Here is a 15,507-nt window from a genome sequence, read left to right as displayed (position 1 = left end):
TACCAGGACACCGGCCACGTACTGCTCCGAAAGGCGAACTGTGAACATGACGGACAACGGACAGCGGGACGCGAAGCGTTACGACGTCGCCATCCTCGGTGCGGGTATGGCGGGTGGGACGCTTGCCGCGGTGCTGGCCAGACACGGTGTGAAGGTGCTGGTCATCGACGCGGGCACGCACCCGCGCTTCGCGGTGGGCGAGTCGACCATCCCGTACACCTCGACCATGATCAAGGTCATCGCGGACCGCTACGAGGTGCCCGAGATCGGATCGCTCGCCAGCTTCCGCGGCATCCAGACGAAGATCTCCCCCCTGAGCGGCCGCAAGCAGAACTTCGGGTTCGTGTACCACCAGGAGGGCAAGCTCCAGGACCCGGAGCAGGTCAACCAGTTGAAGATCCCCAGCTGGCACAGCACCGAGAGTCACCTGTTCCGTCAGGACACGGACGCCTACCTGTTCAACGTCGCCGTCGCCTACGGTGCCGACGCGAGCCTGGGCACCCGCATCCAGGACATCGAGACCGGACCCGACGGGGTCGTGCTGCGGTCGGACCGGGGGGAGGAGTTCCACGCCGAGTACCTGGTGGACGGCAGCGGATTCCGTTCGCCGGTGGCCGACAAGTTCGGCCTGCGGGAGGAGCCCACCCGGGCGCGGCACCACTCGCGCAGTCTGTTCACCCACATGGTGGGCGTGAAGCCGTACGACGACTGCGAGGGAGCGAAGGGCCACAACCAGCCCAGCCCCTGGCACGCCGGCACCCTGCACCACGTCTTCGACGGCGGCTGGCTGTGGGTGATCCCGTTCGACAACCACGAGGGCGCTGTCAGCACGCTGTGCAGCGTCGGGCTGACGGTGGACGAGAGGGTCTTCCCGAAGGACGGCCGCTCCCCCCAGGAGGAGTTCGACGCGTTCCTGGCGCGGTACCCGCAGATCGCGGAACAGTTCCACGGTGCCAGGGCGGTGCGCCCCTGGGTCAGCACCGGCCGGCTGCAGTACTCCGCGACGCGGACGGTCGGTGAGCGGTACTGCCTGACCGCGCACGCTGCGGGGTTCATCGACGCGCTCTACTCGCGAGGCCTGAACAACACATTCGAGGTCGTCAACGCCCTGGCGTGGCGGCTGATCGAGGCGTCCCGCGACGGCGACTGGTCGACCGAGCGGTTCTCGTACATCGACGCGCTCCAGCAGGGCCTGTTCGACGTCCACGACGACCTGGTCTACAGCTCCTTCGTCGGATTCCGCGACTACGCCCTGTGGAACGCGGTCTGCCAGGTCTGGAAGTCGATCAGCTTCCTGCCGTCGATGGCCCTGGAGCGGGCCCACCGCCTGTTCCTGGAGACCAAGCACGACGGGCCCCTGAGGGATCTGGAGAAGTCCGATCCGCCGGGGCTGCCCGCGCCTGTCGGCCAGGGCCTCGTCCGCCTCCTCACCTTCACGAGGGAGCTCTGCCGGCGGGTCGAGGACGGTGAGGTGACGCCCGCGGACGCCGCCGAGCAGATCCTCGCCCGGGTACGGGACACGGAAGTCATCCCGACGCCCCTCGATCTGAGCAACCCCGACAATCGCTTCTTCGACGCCACACCCGACGTCATGGAGCAGGTCGTGGCGTGGGGCAAGGAGGAGGCCCCCGAGCACATCAGGCGCCTCTTCCGGTAGCGCCTGTCCGCCGGACAGGCCCTGCTCCGGGTCCGGCCGGCCGCTTGCATTGTTCCGTGGCAGGTTTTTGGGAATCTCACATACTGGAGAACAACATGTCTGACGCGAGTCCTTCCGGTTCGGGAGGCGCTGAGCAGGGAATTCCGGCAAGCAAGAGCGAGTTGCTTTCCCTGGTTGCCGCCCTGCTGGGGGAGAACCCCGAAGACCTCGACGAGCATGAGAATCTGATCGAGTACGGAATTGATTCGATCGGCGTCATGCGTGTTGTCAGTCTGTGGAACCGCGAAGGGCTCGACATCACCGTCGGCGAACTGTTCGCCCATGCGACGATCGCGGAGTGGTGGGACCTCCTGAGCGAGTGCAAGGCGATCGTTCCCGCCGAGGACACTGCGGTGGAGGTCGACCTCGGCGCACCGTTCGAGCTGAGCCCGGTCCAGCACGCCTACTGGGTGGGGCGCACCGACGGCCAGGTGCTCGGCGGTGTGGGCTGCCACATCTATCTCGAGGTCGACGGGGCCGGCGTGGACGCGGACCGCCTGGAGCGGGCGGTCTCCGCGCTGACGGAGCGGCATCCGATGCTGAGGGCGCGTTTCCTGGAGGACGGGACCCAGCAGATCATGCCGAAGGCGGCATGGACCGGGCTGACCCGGAACGACCTGCGTGACCTCGACGAGACCGCGACGGACCGCGAACTGACGCGGATCCGAGGCCGACTGTCGCACCGCAGGCTCGCCGTGGAGCGGGGTGAGGTGTTCGACGTACGGCTGTCGCTGCTGCCGGGCGGCCGGACGCGCCTGCACATCGAGCTGGACCTGCTGGTGGCCGATGTCCTCAGCTTCAACGTCTTCCTCGACGACCTCGCCGTGTGCTACACCGGCGGCGCCGCGGCCCTGCGGCCCCTGACCTACAGCTTCCCGCAGTACCGCGCGGACCTGGGGCGCTCCCGCAGCGCGGCATTCGTCCGCGACCGCGAGTACTGGCTGTCACGCCTGGCCGATCTCCCCTCCGCGCCGCGGCTGCCGCTCGCCCAGGACCCGGCTCTGATCGAGCGGCCGGTCTTCCGGCGCCTGGAGCACCGGCTCGAGCCCGAGAGATTCGAGCGCCTCGTGCAGCTGTCGCGGCGCAACCAGGTCACCCCTGCCATGGTGCTGGCCACGGCCTTCGCCGAGATCCTCGGACGCTGGAGCGGTCAGTCGCGGCTGCTGTTGAATCTTCCGCTGTTCGACCGGGTCGCGCTGCACGAAGATGTCGCCGGCATGATTGCCGACTTCACCAATCTCGTGCTGCTCGACGTCGATCTGTCCGGTGATTCGTTCCTCGACCGTGTTCGCGCGGTGCAGCAGCGGTTCCAGAGCGACATCTCCCACAGCGCGTACTCCGCTGTCGAAGTCCTCCGCGACATTTCACGCCACACGGACCTGGAGGCGCAGACCGCCCCGGTCGTATTCGCCAGCAACGCCGGTGGCGGAGAGCTGCTGAGCGGTCGCTTCCGTCAATCCTTCGGTGAACTCGGGTACTCGATCACACAGACTCCGCAGGTATGGCTCGACCACCAGCTCATGGACATGGACAACGGCGTCTATCTGAACTGGGACTTTGTGGAGGGGCTGTTCCCCGAGGGTGTCGTGGAGGGGATGTTCGAGGCGTACCGCGGGGTGTTGGAGTGGTTGGTCGAGGGTGACTGGTCGGTTGCCGCTCCGGTGGGTCTGCCGGTGGGGCAGCAAGTGGTGCGTGCTCGGGTGGGGGAGACGGGTGCGCCGGAGAGCGGCCGTTTGCTCCATGAGGGCTTTTTCGAGCGGGCCGGTGCGGAGCCCGGTCGGGTTGCTCTGGCGTGGGGTGAGGACGGTGAGTTGTCGTACGGCGAGCTTGCCGGGCGTGCGTTGCGGGTGGCCGGCGGGTTGGTGGCCGGTGGGGTGTTGCCGGGTGATGCGGTGGCGGTGACGGCCGGGAAGGGGCCGGAGCAGGTTGCCGCGATCTTGGGTGTGTTGGCGGCGGGTGCTGTGTATGTGCCGGTCGGTGTGGATCAGCCCGCGGTGCGTCGGGCGTTGATGCTCGACGCCGCGGGTGTCCGTCATGCGGTGGTGGACGGGGCGGCCGGCGAGTGGCCGTCGGATGTACGGGTGTGGGAGTACGGGGAGTTGGTCGGGTCGGCCGGTTTGCCGGTGCCGGTGGATCGTGGGGTGTCGGATGCGGCGTATGTGATCTTCACGTCGGGGTCGACGGGCCGGCCGAAGGGTGTGGAGGTGTCGCACCGGGCGGCGGTGAATACGGTCGAGGACATCAATGACCGGTTCGGCGTGGGTGCCGAGGACCGGGTACTGGCGGTGTCGGCGGCCGATTTCGATCTGTCGGTGTACGACATGTTCGGCCTGCTGGCCGTCGGTGGCGCGTTGGTGCTGATCGAGGAGGGGGATCGGCGTGAGGCGCAGCGGTGGGTGGAGTTGTGCCGTCGTCATGGTGTGACGGTGTGGAACAGTGTGCCGGCGTTGTTCGACATGTATGTGTCGGTGGCGGAGGCGCAGGGGCTGGACGACCGGTTGCGGTTGGTGCTGGTCTCGGGCGACTGGGTGGGTCTCGATCTGCCGGGTCGTTTCAAGGCGCGATGTCCGGAGGGCCGTTTCGTCGCGATGGGTGGTGCGACGGAGGCGGCGATCTGGTCGAACGCGCTCGACGTCGACCGGGTGCCGGAGGAGTGGCGTTCGATTCCGTACGGGTTCGCGTTACGCAATCAGCGGTATCGGGTGGTGGACGAGGCCGGTCGGGACTGCCCGGACTGGGTGCCGGGCGAGCTGTGGATCGGTGGCGTGGGAGTCGCCGAGGGATATCGCGGTGATCCGGCGAAGACGGCGGAGAAGTTCCTCGTGCGGGACGGTGTGCGGTGGTATCGCACGGGTGACCTGGGGCGGTTCTGGTCGGACGGGACGCTGGAGTTCCTCGGGCGTGCCGATCATCAGGTGAAGGTCCGGGGTTTCCGGATCGAGCTCGGTGAGATCGAGTCCGTGCTGGAGGCTCACCCGCACATCGGCCGTGCCGTGGTCGCCGCCGTCGGCACCGGTACCCAGCAGAAGATCGTCGCCGCCGTCGTCACCCACCCCGACGGCGAATCGGTGGACGTGGACGAGGTGCGCGACTGGACCGGCGACAGGCTGCCCGGCCACATGGTGCCGGAGCGGCTGGTCGTCACCGCGGACCTTCCGTTGACCGCGAACGGCAAGGTGGACCGCGCGAGGGTCGTCGCCGAACTCGCGGAACTCGCCGAGCACGAGGTCGCCGCGGCCGTCGTCGCCGAACCTCCGCGCGGGCCCATGGAGGAGGCGGTCGCCCGGCTCTGGACCAAGCTGCTGTCCCTGGAGCGGCTGCATCGTACGGACAACTTCTTCCACTGCGGCGGTGACAGCCTCATCGGAACCCGGCTGATCGCCGGCCTGATATCCGAGGGGATCGCCGGCGCGGAACTGCGGCTGCTGTTCGCCCACCCGGTGCTGGCCGATTTCGCCGCACTCCTCCGGTTCGACGACTCCAGCCCGGCCGCCACACCGTTCGACGCCGACGAGGCGGCCAGGTACGAGCCCTTCCCGGCCACCGACGTCCAGCGCGCGTACTGGTTCGGCCGCCGTCCCGAGTTCACCCTGGGCGGTGTCGGCTGCCACTTCTACACCGAGTTCGACGGCACCGACGTCGACCTCGACAGGCTGGAGCGGGCCTGGAACATCCTCATCGACCGGCACGAGATCCTCCGTGCGGTCTTCGACGACCAGGGCATGCAGCGGATACAGCCGTCCGTACCCCGCTTCACCATCCCCGTGGAGACCGCGGCGAAGAGCGGAGACGAGGAACTGGAGGCGCTGCGCGACACGATGTCGCATCGCGTCTTCGACCCCACCGTCTGGCCCCTGTTCGACGTGCGCGCGGTGCGGTACGGCGACCGGACGCGCATCGGTGTGGGCCTGGACAACCTGATCCTCGACGCGCTCAGCGTGCTGATTCTCACGACGGAGCTGGAGCAGCTGTACCGGGACCCGGAGGCGGCGCTGCGCCCCGTCGGCGTGTCGTTCCGCGACTACCAGCTCAACGCGCAGCCCCCGCAGGCCGAGGTCGAAGCGGCCCGCGAGTACTGGCTGTCCCGACTGGACGACCTGCCGCCCGCCCCGCAGCTGCCGCTGGCCACCGACCCCGCGCGCATCGAGCAGCCCCGGTTCGCACGTGACGACATCTGGCTGGATGCCGACCGGTGGGCCCGGATCACCGAGCGGGCGCGTCAGTACGAGCTGACGCCGTCGGCGCTGCTGCTGGCCTGCTACGCGGAGGTCCTCGGCGCCTGGAGCACCCGCCCGGACATGACGCTGGTGCTGACCACGTTCCAGCGCCGCGAAGTGCATCCCGACATCAACAACATCCTCGGCGACTTCACCTCGCTGCTGCTGGTCTCCTACCGGCCCGATCCCGGCTCCGGACTCCTGGACAGGGCCCGCACGCTGCAGGAGCAGATGTGGCAGGACCTCGACCACCAGGCCGTACCCGCCACCTGGGTGCTGCGGGAGATGGCGCGCCGGGCCGGCGCGGCGGAGGTCAGCATGCCGCTGGTCTTCACCAGCGCCCTCGGCATCGTCGAGGGCCTGCCCGACCTGGGGGCCGACAAGCACGCCGAGATCTGCTGGGGCATCTCCCAGACGCCGCAGGTCTGGCTGGACCACCAGGTCCGCGAGCACCCCGACGGCGTGTACCTGAACTGGGACTTCGTGGAGGGCCTGTTCCCCGAGGGTGTTGTCGAGGGGATGTTCGAGGCGTACTGCGGGGTGCTGGAGTGGCTGGTCGAGGGTGACTGGTCGCAGGCCGCTCCGGTGAGGCTGCCGGCCGGGCAGCTCGCCGTGCGTGCGCGGGTGAGCGAGACCGGTGCTCCGGAGAGTGGCCGTCTGCTACATCAGGGCTTCTTCGAGCGGGCGTCCGCGGAGCCCGGCCGGGCTGCTCTGGTGTGGGGTGAGGACGGCGAACTGTCGTACGGCGAGCTTGCCGAACAGGCGCTGCGGATCGCCGGCGGGCTGACGGCCCACGGTGTCGAGCCCGGCGACGCTGTCGCGGTGACGGTCCCGAAGGGACCGGGCCAGATCGCCGCGATCCTGGGTGTGCTGGCCGCGGGCGGCGTGTACGTGCCGGTCGGCGTGGACCAGCCGGCGGCCCGCCGGTCGCTGATACTCGAGGCCGCCGGTGCGCGGTACGCGGTCGTCGACGCGGCCGACGGCTCCTGGCCGTCCGGTGTACAGGTCCTGGAACCGGGAGAGCTGGGCTCCACGTCGCACGGCCTGTCGGCACCGGTGGCTCGCGAGGTGTCGGACACGGCGTATGTGATCTTCACATCGGGGTCGACGGGCCTGCCCAAGGGCGTGGAGGTCTCCCACCGAGCGGCGGTCAACACCGTCGAGGACATCAACGAGCGCTTCGGCATCGGAGCCGACGACCGGGTACTGGCCGTGTCCGCAGCCGACTTCGACCTGTCGGTCTACGACATGTTCGGACTGCTGGCCGTCGGCGGCGCGCTGGTACTCATCGAGGAAGGCGACCGGCGCGAGGCCCAGCGCTGGGTCGAGCTGTGCCGTCGCCATGAGGTGACGGTCTGGAACAGCGTCCCGGCCCTGTTCGACATGTACGTATCCGTCGCCGAGGCACGCGCACTGGACGACCGGCTGAGGCTGGTCCTGGTATCCGGTGACTGGGTCGGGCTCGACCTGCCAGGCCGCTTCAAGGAGCGCTGTCCCGACGGCCGGTTCATCGCCATGGGCGGTGCCACGGAGGCAGCGATCTGGTCCAACGCGATCGAGGTCGATCACGTCCCCGAGGACTGGCGATCGATCCCCTACGGATTCGCCCTGCGGAACCAGCGCTACCGCGTCGTGGACCAGGCAGGCCGCGACTGCCCCGACTGGGTCCCCGGCGAGCTGTGGATCGGTGGTACGGGCGTCGCCGAGGGATACCGCGGCGATCCGGCCAAGACCGCCGAGAAGTTCGTGCAGCGGGACGGAGAACGCTGGTACCGCACCGGCGACCTCGGCCGGTTCTGGGCCGACGGCACCCTGGAGTTCCTCGGCCGCGCCGACCACCAGGTCAAGGTCCGGGGTTTCCGGATCGAGCTCGGTGAGATCGAGTCCGTACTCGAGGCGCATCCGCACATCGGCCGGGTCGTGGTCGCCACCATCGGCACCGGAAACCAGCAGAAGCTCGTCGCCGCCGTCGTCACCGACGCCACCGGGGCAACCGTCACGCCCGACGCCCTGACCGCCCCGACACCCACGGTGGAGATCACCGCGGAGAGCGCCGCCGATTCCGCGGAGGTGGAAGCGGCCCTGATCGAGTCCTGCATGGCGGGCGTGATCAGGGCGGGGATCACCGAATCGCCCGCGTCCCTCGACGAGGTGGCCGGTGCCCTCGGCACCGCCGAAGGGATGCGGGGCGCGCTGCGGCTCTGGCTGGACTGGCTGGTCGTACGCGAGGTGCTGAACTGCGAGGACCACGCGTACGCCGTCGGAAAGCGCTGGCAGACCGCCCTCGATCCGCGGACGTGGCAGGCAAACCTGGAGCGGGCCACCGGCGTCGTGCGCGCCACCGCCGACCGCCTCGCCGAGATGACCGGGACGATCGCCGGCATCCTGCGCGGTGAACGCGATCCGCTGGTCCTGCTCGAAGACCCGGTGCTGTCGCCGGAAGCGGCGGTCACCGACCGGCCGGACACCGAGAGCGCGCTACGCGGTGCGGCGGACACCGTCAACGCCCTCGCGGCCGAACTCGGCCGCCCGGTACGGGTCGCCGAGCTGGGCGCCCGCTCGGGCATCGCCGCCCGGCGGCTGCTGGAGACGGTCGCGCCCGGAAGCGTCGAGTTCACCCTGTTCGATGCCGCGCCGCGGCTGCTGGAGTCGGCCGAGGAGCGTCTCGCCGACCTTCCGCACAGCACGGACTTCCGCGTGGTGCGCGACGGTGTCCTGCCGTCCGAGTCGCGGCACGCCTTCGATGTCGTCCTGGCGAACAACTCGCTGCACCGGTACGCCGACGCGGTCGCGGGCGCGGCCGAGGTACGCCAGCTGCTCGTGCCCGGAGGCATCCTGATCGGCCTGGAGCACTCGGAGCTGGCCCCCATCGGTCTGCTGACCGCCGGTCTCATCGAGCATGGTTTCGCACCCCGCGCCGGACAGCGGGCGCGCGCCGGCGGGCCCCTGCTCGACAAGGCGGAGTGGGCGGAGGTCCTCCAGGAGGGCGGGCTCCGCGACGTCGCCATCACCGAGCGGGACGACACCTCGCTCATGCTGCTGGTGGCGCGCACCGCCGCGGACCTGCCGGTGGTCAGGGAGACCGAGGTCCTGGCACTGGCCAGGGAGCAGCTGCCCGCGCACATGGTGCCCGAACGGGTGCTGATGCTCCCGGTGCTGCCGCTCAGCGCCAACGGCAAGATCGACCGCAACCGCATCGGGGAGCTGTTCGCCGAACAGCCCGACCCGGGCGACGGAGGTGAGGCGCCCCGGACCCCGATGGAGGAGACGGTGGCGCGGATGTGGTCGGAGTTGCTGCACGCGCCCCAGGTCGGCAGGGCGCACAACTTCTTCGCCCTCGGCGGTGACAGCCTCACCGCCACGGGCTTCGCCGAGGCCATTCGTGCCCGGTTCGGCGTGGAACTGGTGCTCCGGCAGATGTTCCAGGAACCGACGGTGGCAGCGGTCGCCGCGTCGATCGACGCGAGCCTGGAGACGGCCGGAGCGGTAGACGGTTCGATGGAGGACGGTGTCCTGTGAGTGCTGAAGGTCTGATCGCCGAATTGTCCGCCGCCGGGGTGCAACTGTGGGAGGACGCCGGCCAGTTGCGCTACCGGGCGCCGAAGGGTGCCCTGACGCCCGACCGCATCGAGCGGATGCGTGCCGCGAAGGAGGAACTGCTCGAGCAGTTGCGCGGCGACCAACTGCGCACCATCGTCCCGGATCCCGAGAACCGCTACGAGCCGTTCCCGCTGACCGACGTGCAGGCCGCGTACCTGGTCGGTCGCCAGCAGGGATACGCGTACGGCGGTGTCGCCTGCCACCTCTACATGGAGGTCGAGCACGCCGCCCTGGACCCCGTCCGGGTGGAGCAGGGCTGGAACCGCCTGATCGAGCACCACGACATGCTGCGGCTGGTGGTCCACCAGGAGGGCTACCAGCAGGTGCTGCCCACGGTGCCGTACTACCGGATCCCGGTCGCCGACCTCCGGGGCGAGAGCGACGACGCGGTCGAGGCGCGGCTGCGCGAGGAGCGTGACGAACTCGGCCACAAGGTCCACCCGACCGGTGAGTGGCCGCTGTTCGAGGTGCGCGTCACCCAGACCCCCGACCGGGCGATCCTGCACCTGTCGCTGGACTTCCTGATGGCGGACTGGACGAGCATCCAGCGCCTCCTGGGTCAGCTGGACCGGTTGCAGGCGGACCCGCAGTACGCGTTGCCGCCGTGCGACATCACCTACCGGGACTACGTGCTCGCCGAGCGGGCGCTGCTCGAATCCCCGCGCTACCAGCGGGACCGCGACTACTGGCTGGAGCGCATCGACGACCTCCCGCCCGCCCCCGAACTGCCCACCACGACGCTGCTCGACGCCGCGCCGACCTTCCACCGGCACGTCGGCAGCCTGGACGCCGCGGAGTGGGCCGCGTTCAGGGAGTGCGCCGGCGGCGCCGGGCTGACGGCGTCGGGTGCCGTCATGGCCGCGTTCGCGGACGTCGTCGGGCGGTTCAGCAGACGTCCCGAGTGCACCCTGAACCTGACCCTGCACAACCGTCTGCCGCTGCACCCCCAGGTGGAGGCGCTCTTCGGCGACTTCACCGCCGTCACCCTGCTGGCCGTCCGGCCCGGCGAGGGCGAGTCGTTCGAGGCACGCGCACGGCGCCTCGGACAGCAGCTGTTCGACGACATGGACCACCGGCTCTACTCGGGCATCGAGGTCATCCGTGAGCTGATGCGGCGGCGCAGCCGGGACGAGGCCGTCATGCCGGTCGTGTTCACCAGCGCGATCGGCGGATCCGAGCACGAGGAGCAGGCCGCCGGCGACGTCGGCTTCAGCATCACCCAGACGCCCCAGGTATGGATCGACTGCCAGGTCATGGAGCGCAACGGCGCGCTGCTGCTGAACTGGAACGTCCGCGACGACGTCTTCCCGCCCGGCCTGGTGGAGGCGATGTTCGAAGCCTTCGCGGGACTGCTCGAGCGGCTCGCCACCGGGTCGGCGGCCTGGGCCGACACCGAGCCCGTCCCGCTGCCCGCGGCACAGGCCGCACGGCGTGCCGAGGTGAACGCGACGACCGGCGACCTGCCAGCGGTCCTTCTGCACGAGCCGGTGTTCGCCACCGCGCGGCGGCACCCGGACCGGACGGCCGTCATCGACGCCGAGGGCGCGCACACCTACCGCGCGCTCTGCGGACGCGCGACCGCCGTCGAGGCCGCGTTGCGCGCGGCGGGCGCCACGCCGGGCGACATCGTGGCCGTCGCCCTGGACAAGGGGCTCGACCAGATCGCGGCGGTGCTCGGCATCCTCGCGGCCGGCGGTGTGTACCTGCCGATCGACATGGGGCAGCCGACCGCGCGGCGCGACGTCATCCTCCAGGACTCCGAGGCACGGTTCCTCGTCAGTGCCCGCGCCGACGACACCTTGCCGGAACAGGTGCGGGGCATCCCGCTCGACACGTTGCCCGCCGACGCCGGCCTCCCGGACACCACCGAGCGCCGGGTCGGCCCCGGCGACGTCGCCTACGTCATCTACACCTCGGGTTCGACGGGCACGCCCAAGGGCGTGGTGATCACCCACCAGGCCGCGGCGAACACGGTCGCGGACATGAACGAGCGCTTCGGGATCGAACCCGCCGACCGCGTGCTCGGGCTGGCGAACCTGAGCTTCGACCTGTCGGTGTACGACATCTTCGGACCGCTCGGCATCGGTGGCGTGCTGGTGCTGCCCGCACCGGACCGCCGGGGCGACCCCGGGCACTGGGCCGAGCTGATCGAACGCCACGAAGTGACCGTGTGGAACTCGGTTCCCGCGCAACTGCAGATGCTCGGGCACTACCTGGGCTCGCACCCCGGCCTCGGCAACGGCACGCTTCGCCTGGCCCTGCTGTCCGGCGACTGGATCCCGGTGAATCTCCCCGACGAGATCCGGGCCCGGATCCCGGGCCTGCGTCTCATCTCGCTGGGCGGCGCCACCGAGGCGTCGATCTGGTCGATCCACTACCCGATCGGCGACGTCGACCCCGGCGCGCCGAGCATCCCGTACGGCTACCCGCTGCGCAATCAGACGTTCCACGTCCTCGACCAGGGGCTCCGGGACTGCCCCGACTGGGTGGCGGGCGAGCTCTACATCGGAGGGGACGGGCTGGCCCAGGGCTACCTCAACGACCCGCGGCGCACCGCCGAACGCTTCCTCACCCACCCGGTGACCGGCCGCAGGCTGTACCGGACCGGTGACCTCGGCCGCTATCTGCCCACCGGCGCGATCGAGTTCCTCGGTCGCGAGGACCATCAGGTCAAGATCCGCGGACACCGCGTGGAGCTCGCGGAAGTGGAAGCGGCCCTGCTCGGCCATCCGGCGGTGCGTGCCGCGGTGGTCCTCGTGGACGGCGTCGAGGCGCTGCGGCGCCGACTCGTCGCGTTCGTCGAGTACGAGACCACGGGCCAGGACGCCGGTGAACCGCAGATCGAGGACCATCTCCGCGACCTGCTGCCGGAGTACATGTGCCCGGCGGTGATCCGGACGATGCCCAGCCTGCCTGTCACGGAGAACGGCAAGATCGACCGGCGTGCGCTGACCGCCGAGCTGGCCGAGATCCCCGGCAGCGCCCCGGCGGCCGCCGGCGAAGCGCCCCGCGAAGGTCTCGAGACCGTACTCGCCGATCTGTGGGCCGAGATCCTCCAGGTCGAGCGTGTGGGGCGCGACGACGACTTCTTCGTGCTCGGCGGCAACTCGCTGCTGTCGACGCAGCTCGTCGCACAGCTGCGGGCACGCGTGCCGCAGGCGGCGGGCATGTTCTTCGACACCCTGGTGCGCCAGCTGCTGCCCACGCCGACCGTGGCCGCGATGGCCGAGTTCCTTCAGTCCCAGGTCGAGGAACCGCCGGAGACGGGTGCCGAAAGGACGGTCTCCCCGCTGCGGCGGATGGGCACCGGCGAGACCGAGCCCGCCGTGCTGCTGGTGCACGACGGCACCGGCGAACTCGACCGGTACAGCGAGCTGTCCGGCCTGCTCGATCCCGGGCGCAAGGTCTACGGGCTGTCCGCGGGTCACTCCGACAGCTATACGCGGACCCCGGACGAGGCGCTGATCCGGCGAAGGGCCACCGGATACGCGCGCTTGGTGCGCGCGGAGAACCCCACCGCCGTCACGGTGGTCGGAGCCGGTGCCGCGGCGGTCCTCGCGCTCGAGGTCGCGCGGACACTGCGCGACCTGGGGACAGAGGTCGACGAGGTGGTGCTGGTCGACGGCTACCGGGTCGACGAGCAGGTGACCGACGAGCTGTGGCTCGAAAGCCTGCTCGCGGCCGAACTCGGGCTCGACGCCGCGGAGTTCGGCCACACGCCGGGCGAACCGGTGCCGGACGACCACCCGCTGCGGGCGCGGCGGCCGTCCGAGCGGCTCGACGCGCTGGGCCTCGCCGCGGGGCTGCGTTCGCGGACGCCGATCGGTACCCGGTTCGACCTGTTCCGCAAAACGGTGCGGGCCCTGCGCGGGCACGATCCGCAGCCGTATCCGGGGCCGGTGCGTGTCATCGACACCGGCGCGGTGCCGCATCCACTGGGCAAGGCACTGGCCGCGCAGTTGACCGACGCCGGCCGCGTCGATCTCCGGACGGTCCCGCAGCGGCGGCAGTCGGCGATGGCGGCCCTGGCCGCCCTGCTGGACGGGCGGGACCAATGAGCCGGGCGCCGAGGATCGGGCTGCTCGGCGGAGCCGGCGCCGTAGGCCGGGAGGTGGCGGCGAGACTCCGGGCACGCGGCGTCGGTGAGGTGCTGATCGGAGGCCGCGACATGGCGGCGGCGGAGGCCGTGGTCGCCGGAGTGCTCCACGGCGAAGGACACGCCGTCGCGGCCGACGCCGACGACCCGGCGTCGCTGCGTGACTTCTGCGCCGCTTCCGACGTGGTGGTCAACTGCGCCGGCCCGTCCCGGCTGCTCATGGACCGCGTCGCGGTGGCGGCGGTCAGGAGCGGTGCGCGGTACGTCGACGTCGGTGGCGACGACCCCGTGTACGAGCGGATGACCCGCTCGTCGGCGGTGGACACGGGCAGCGTGCTGCTCTCCGCGGGAATGATTCCCGGTCTGACCGGGCTGCTCCCGCGCTATCTCGCGGGTCTCGGGTTCACGGACGTGGACCGCCTCACCGTGTACCACGCCGTCCGGGACCGGATCGGCCGGGCCGGCGCCTACGACTTCGTCGCGGGCATCGCCGAGGGCGCCGACGAGTCGTTCGCGGCCTGGCGTTCCGGGGAACCGCGTTCGGGGGTGGCACGGCGCGCGGCCGACCGCGCCCTGCCCGGATTCACCGACGCGATGACGGTTCACCCCTATCTGTCGCCGGAGGCGCGCCGGACCGCGCTGCGGCTCGGCCTTCGCGACGGCGACTGGTACAGCGTCCTGTTCGACGGGCAGACGTCGGCCGTGCTCGGCGGGCTGCCCGGACTCACGGAGGACGGCCTGGCAGCGGCGGCGGAACGGCTCTGCCGCGCGGCGGAGTTCGACCTGCTGGGCCGGACCCCGCAGGTCGTCCTGCTCTGCCAGCTCGACGGGCGCGGAGGCGGCGGGTCGATGACCCGCTCGCTGGTGCTGAGGGCCACCGGCGCCGCGGAACTCGTCGCCGCCGCGGCGGCGGTGGCCGTCGACGAAGTGGTACGCGGCCACGTCCCGGCGGGCGTGCACTTCGCCGCCGACGTACTGGACGCGTCGCGCGCCGGCGCGGCCCTGGCCGGAGACCCGGGCGTCGCGCAACTGAGCGTCCACGACGTCCCGCTCGAGCAACTGGTTCCGCAGGACGAAGGAGCGATATGAACGGCACGGATCTGACGACACGACAGGGCAGGGCGGTCCGCTACGACGACTGCTACCGCGTGTACCGTCCGCGTCCGACGGCGCGGCTGCGCCTGGTGTGCTTCCCACACGCCGGAGGCAGCGCCAGCTTCTACCAGCGCTGGGTGCAGCACTTCCCGGACTGGGTCGAACTCGTCATCGCCCGCTACCCGGACCGGGAGGACCGCCTCGGCGAGTCCCTGCCGGACACCCTCGAACAGCTGGCGGACGAGTTCGCCGCGGCGCTGGCACCGGCCGTCGACCGGCCCACAGCCGTCTTCGGGCACAGCATGGGCGCCGCGGTCGCCTACGAGGTCACACGGCGGCTGGAGCGGCGAGGCAAGAACCTCACGCGGCTGATCCTCTCCGCTCATCCGGCCCCCCACCGGCAACGGCCCAACACGGTGCACCGGATGGACGACGAGGGGCTGATCGCCGACGTGGTCGGCCTGAACGCCGCCTCGGCCGCCCGGTTCGAGGACCCGGCGATCCGCCAGCTGGTGCTGCCCACCATCCGGGCGGACTACCGGCTCATCGAGACGTACCGCCCGGCCTCGCCCGGCCTGGTCCACGCCCCGATCGCAGCGGTGATCAACCTCGACGACCGAGAGGTGGACGCGGACGAGGCCCGCGGCTGGAGCGACTGCACCACGGGGGACTTCGAGCTGCGGGAGATGCCCGGCGGTCACTTCCACCTGGTCGACCAGGACCGTGAGTTCGTGCGGTGGCTGGTGACGGCGCTGCGCGTCGACCCGCCCAGCTGGCCCTCCACCCCCTGAAGAGGATCGACG

General features: G+C 70.7%; 5 protein-coding genes. All 5 read left to right on the top strand.

Annotated elements, in window-relative coordinates; all coding sequences use genetic code 11:
* The first annotated feature begins 46 nt into the window (after nt 1–46).
* A complete protein-coding gene (locus tag ACFC0D_RS21505) occupies nt 47–1,657 on the top strand; it encodes an NAD(P)/FAD-dependent oxidoreductase (RefSeq protein WP_376438166.1) in 1,611 nt (536 codons plus the stop codon).
* Nucleotides 1,658–1,752: 95 nt separating this feature from the next.
* Nucleotides 1,753–9,432 carry an amino acid adenylation domain-containing protein gene (locus ACFC0D_RS21500; protein WP_376438164.1) on the top strand — a complete coding sequence of 2,560 codons (7,680 nt, stop codon included), beginning with the start codon at nt 1,753–1,755 and terminating at the stop codon, nt 9,430–9,432.
* Nucleotides 9,429–13,571, top strand: coding sequence for an amino acid adenylation domain-containing protein (locus ACFC0D_RS21495; protein WP_376438162.1), 4,143 nt, complete (start codon nt 9,429–9,431; stop codon nt 13,569–13,571). The genes ACFC0D_RS21500 and ACFC0D_RS21495 overlap by 4 nt, the downstream gene beginning before the upstream one ends.
* Nucleotides 13,568–14,698 carry a saccharopine dehydrogenase NADP-binding domain-containing protein gene (locus ACFC0D_RS21490; protein ID WP_376438160.1) on the top strand — a complete coding sequence of 377 codons (1,131 nt, stop codon included), beginning with the start codon at nt 13,568–13,570 and terminating at the stop codon, nt 14,696–14,698. Before ACFC0D_RS21495 ends, ACFC0D_RS21490 begins: the two co-directional genes overlap by 4 nt.
* A complete protein-coding gene (locus tag ACFC0D_RS21485) occupies nt 14,695–15,495 on the top strand; it encodes a thioesterase II family protein (RefSeq protein ID WP_376438158.1) in 801 nt (266 codons plus the stop codon). The genes ACFC0D_RS21490 and ACFC0D_RS21485 overlap by 4 nt, the downstream gene beginning before the upstream one ends.
* The last annotated feature ends 12 nt before the right edge of the window (nt 15,496–15,507 follow it).

The organism is Streptomyces sp. NPDC056222, from assembly GCF_042264065.1.
In the GTDB taxonomy this organism is placed as follows: domain Bacteria; phylum Actinomycetota; class Actinomycetes; order Streptomycetales; family Streptomycetaceae; genus Streptomyces.
This window is presented reverse-complemented; position numbering and strand designations above follow the sequence as displayed.

Excerpts from the sequence above, each read along its gene's own strand:
- ACFC0D_RS21505 (WP_376438166.1), top strand. The coding sequence starts at position 47 with ATGACGGACAACGGACAGCGGGACGCGAAGCGTTACGACGTCGCCATC.
- ACFC0D_RS21500 (WP_376438164.1), top strand. The coding sequence starts at position 1,753 with ATGTCTGACGCGAGTCCTTCCGGTTCGGGAGGCGCTGAGCAGGGAATT.
- ACFC0D_RS21490 (WP_376438160.1), top strand. The coding sequence starts at position 13,568 with ATGAGCCGGGCGCCGAGGATCGGGCTGCTCGGCGGAGCCGGCGCCGTA.
- ACFC0D_RS21485 (WP_376438158.1), top strand. The coding sequence starts at position 14,695 with ATGAACGGCACGGATCTGACGACACGACAGGGCAGGGCGGTCCGCTAC.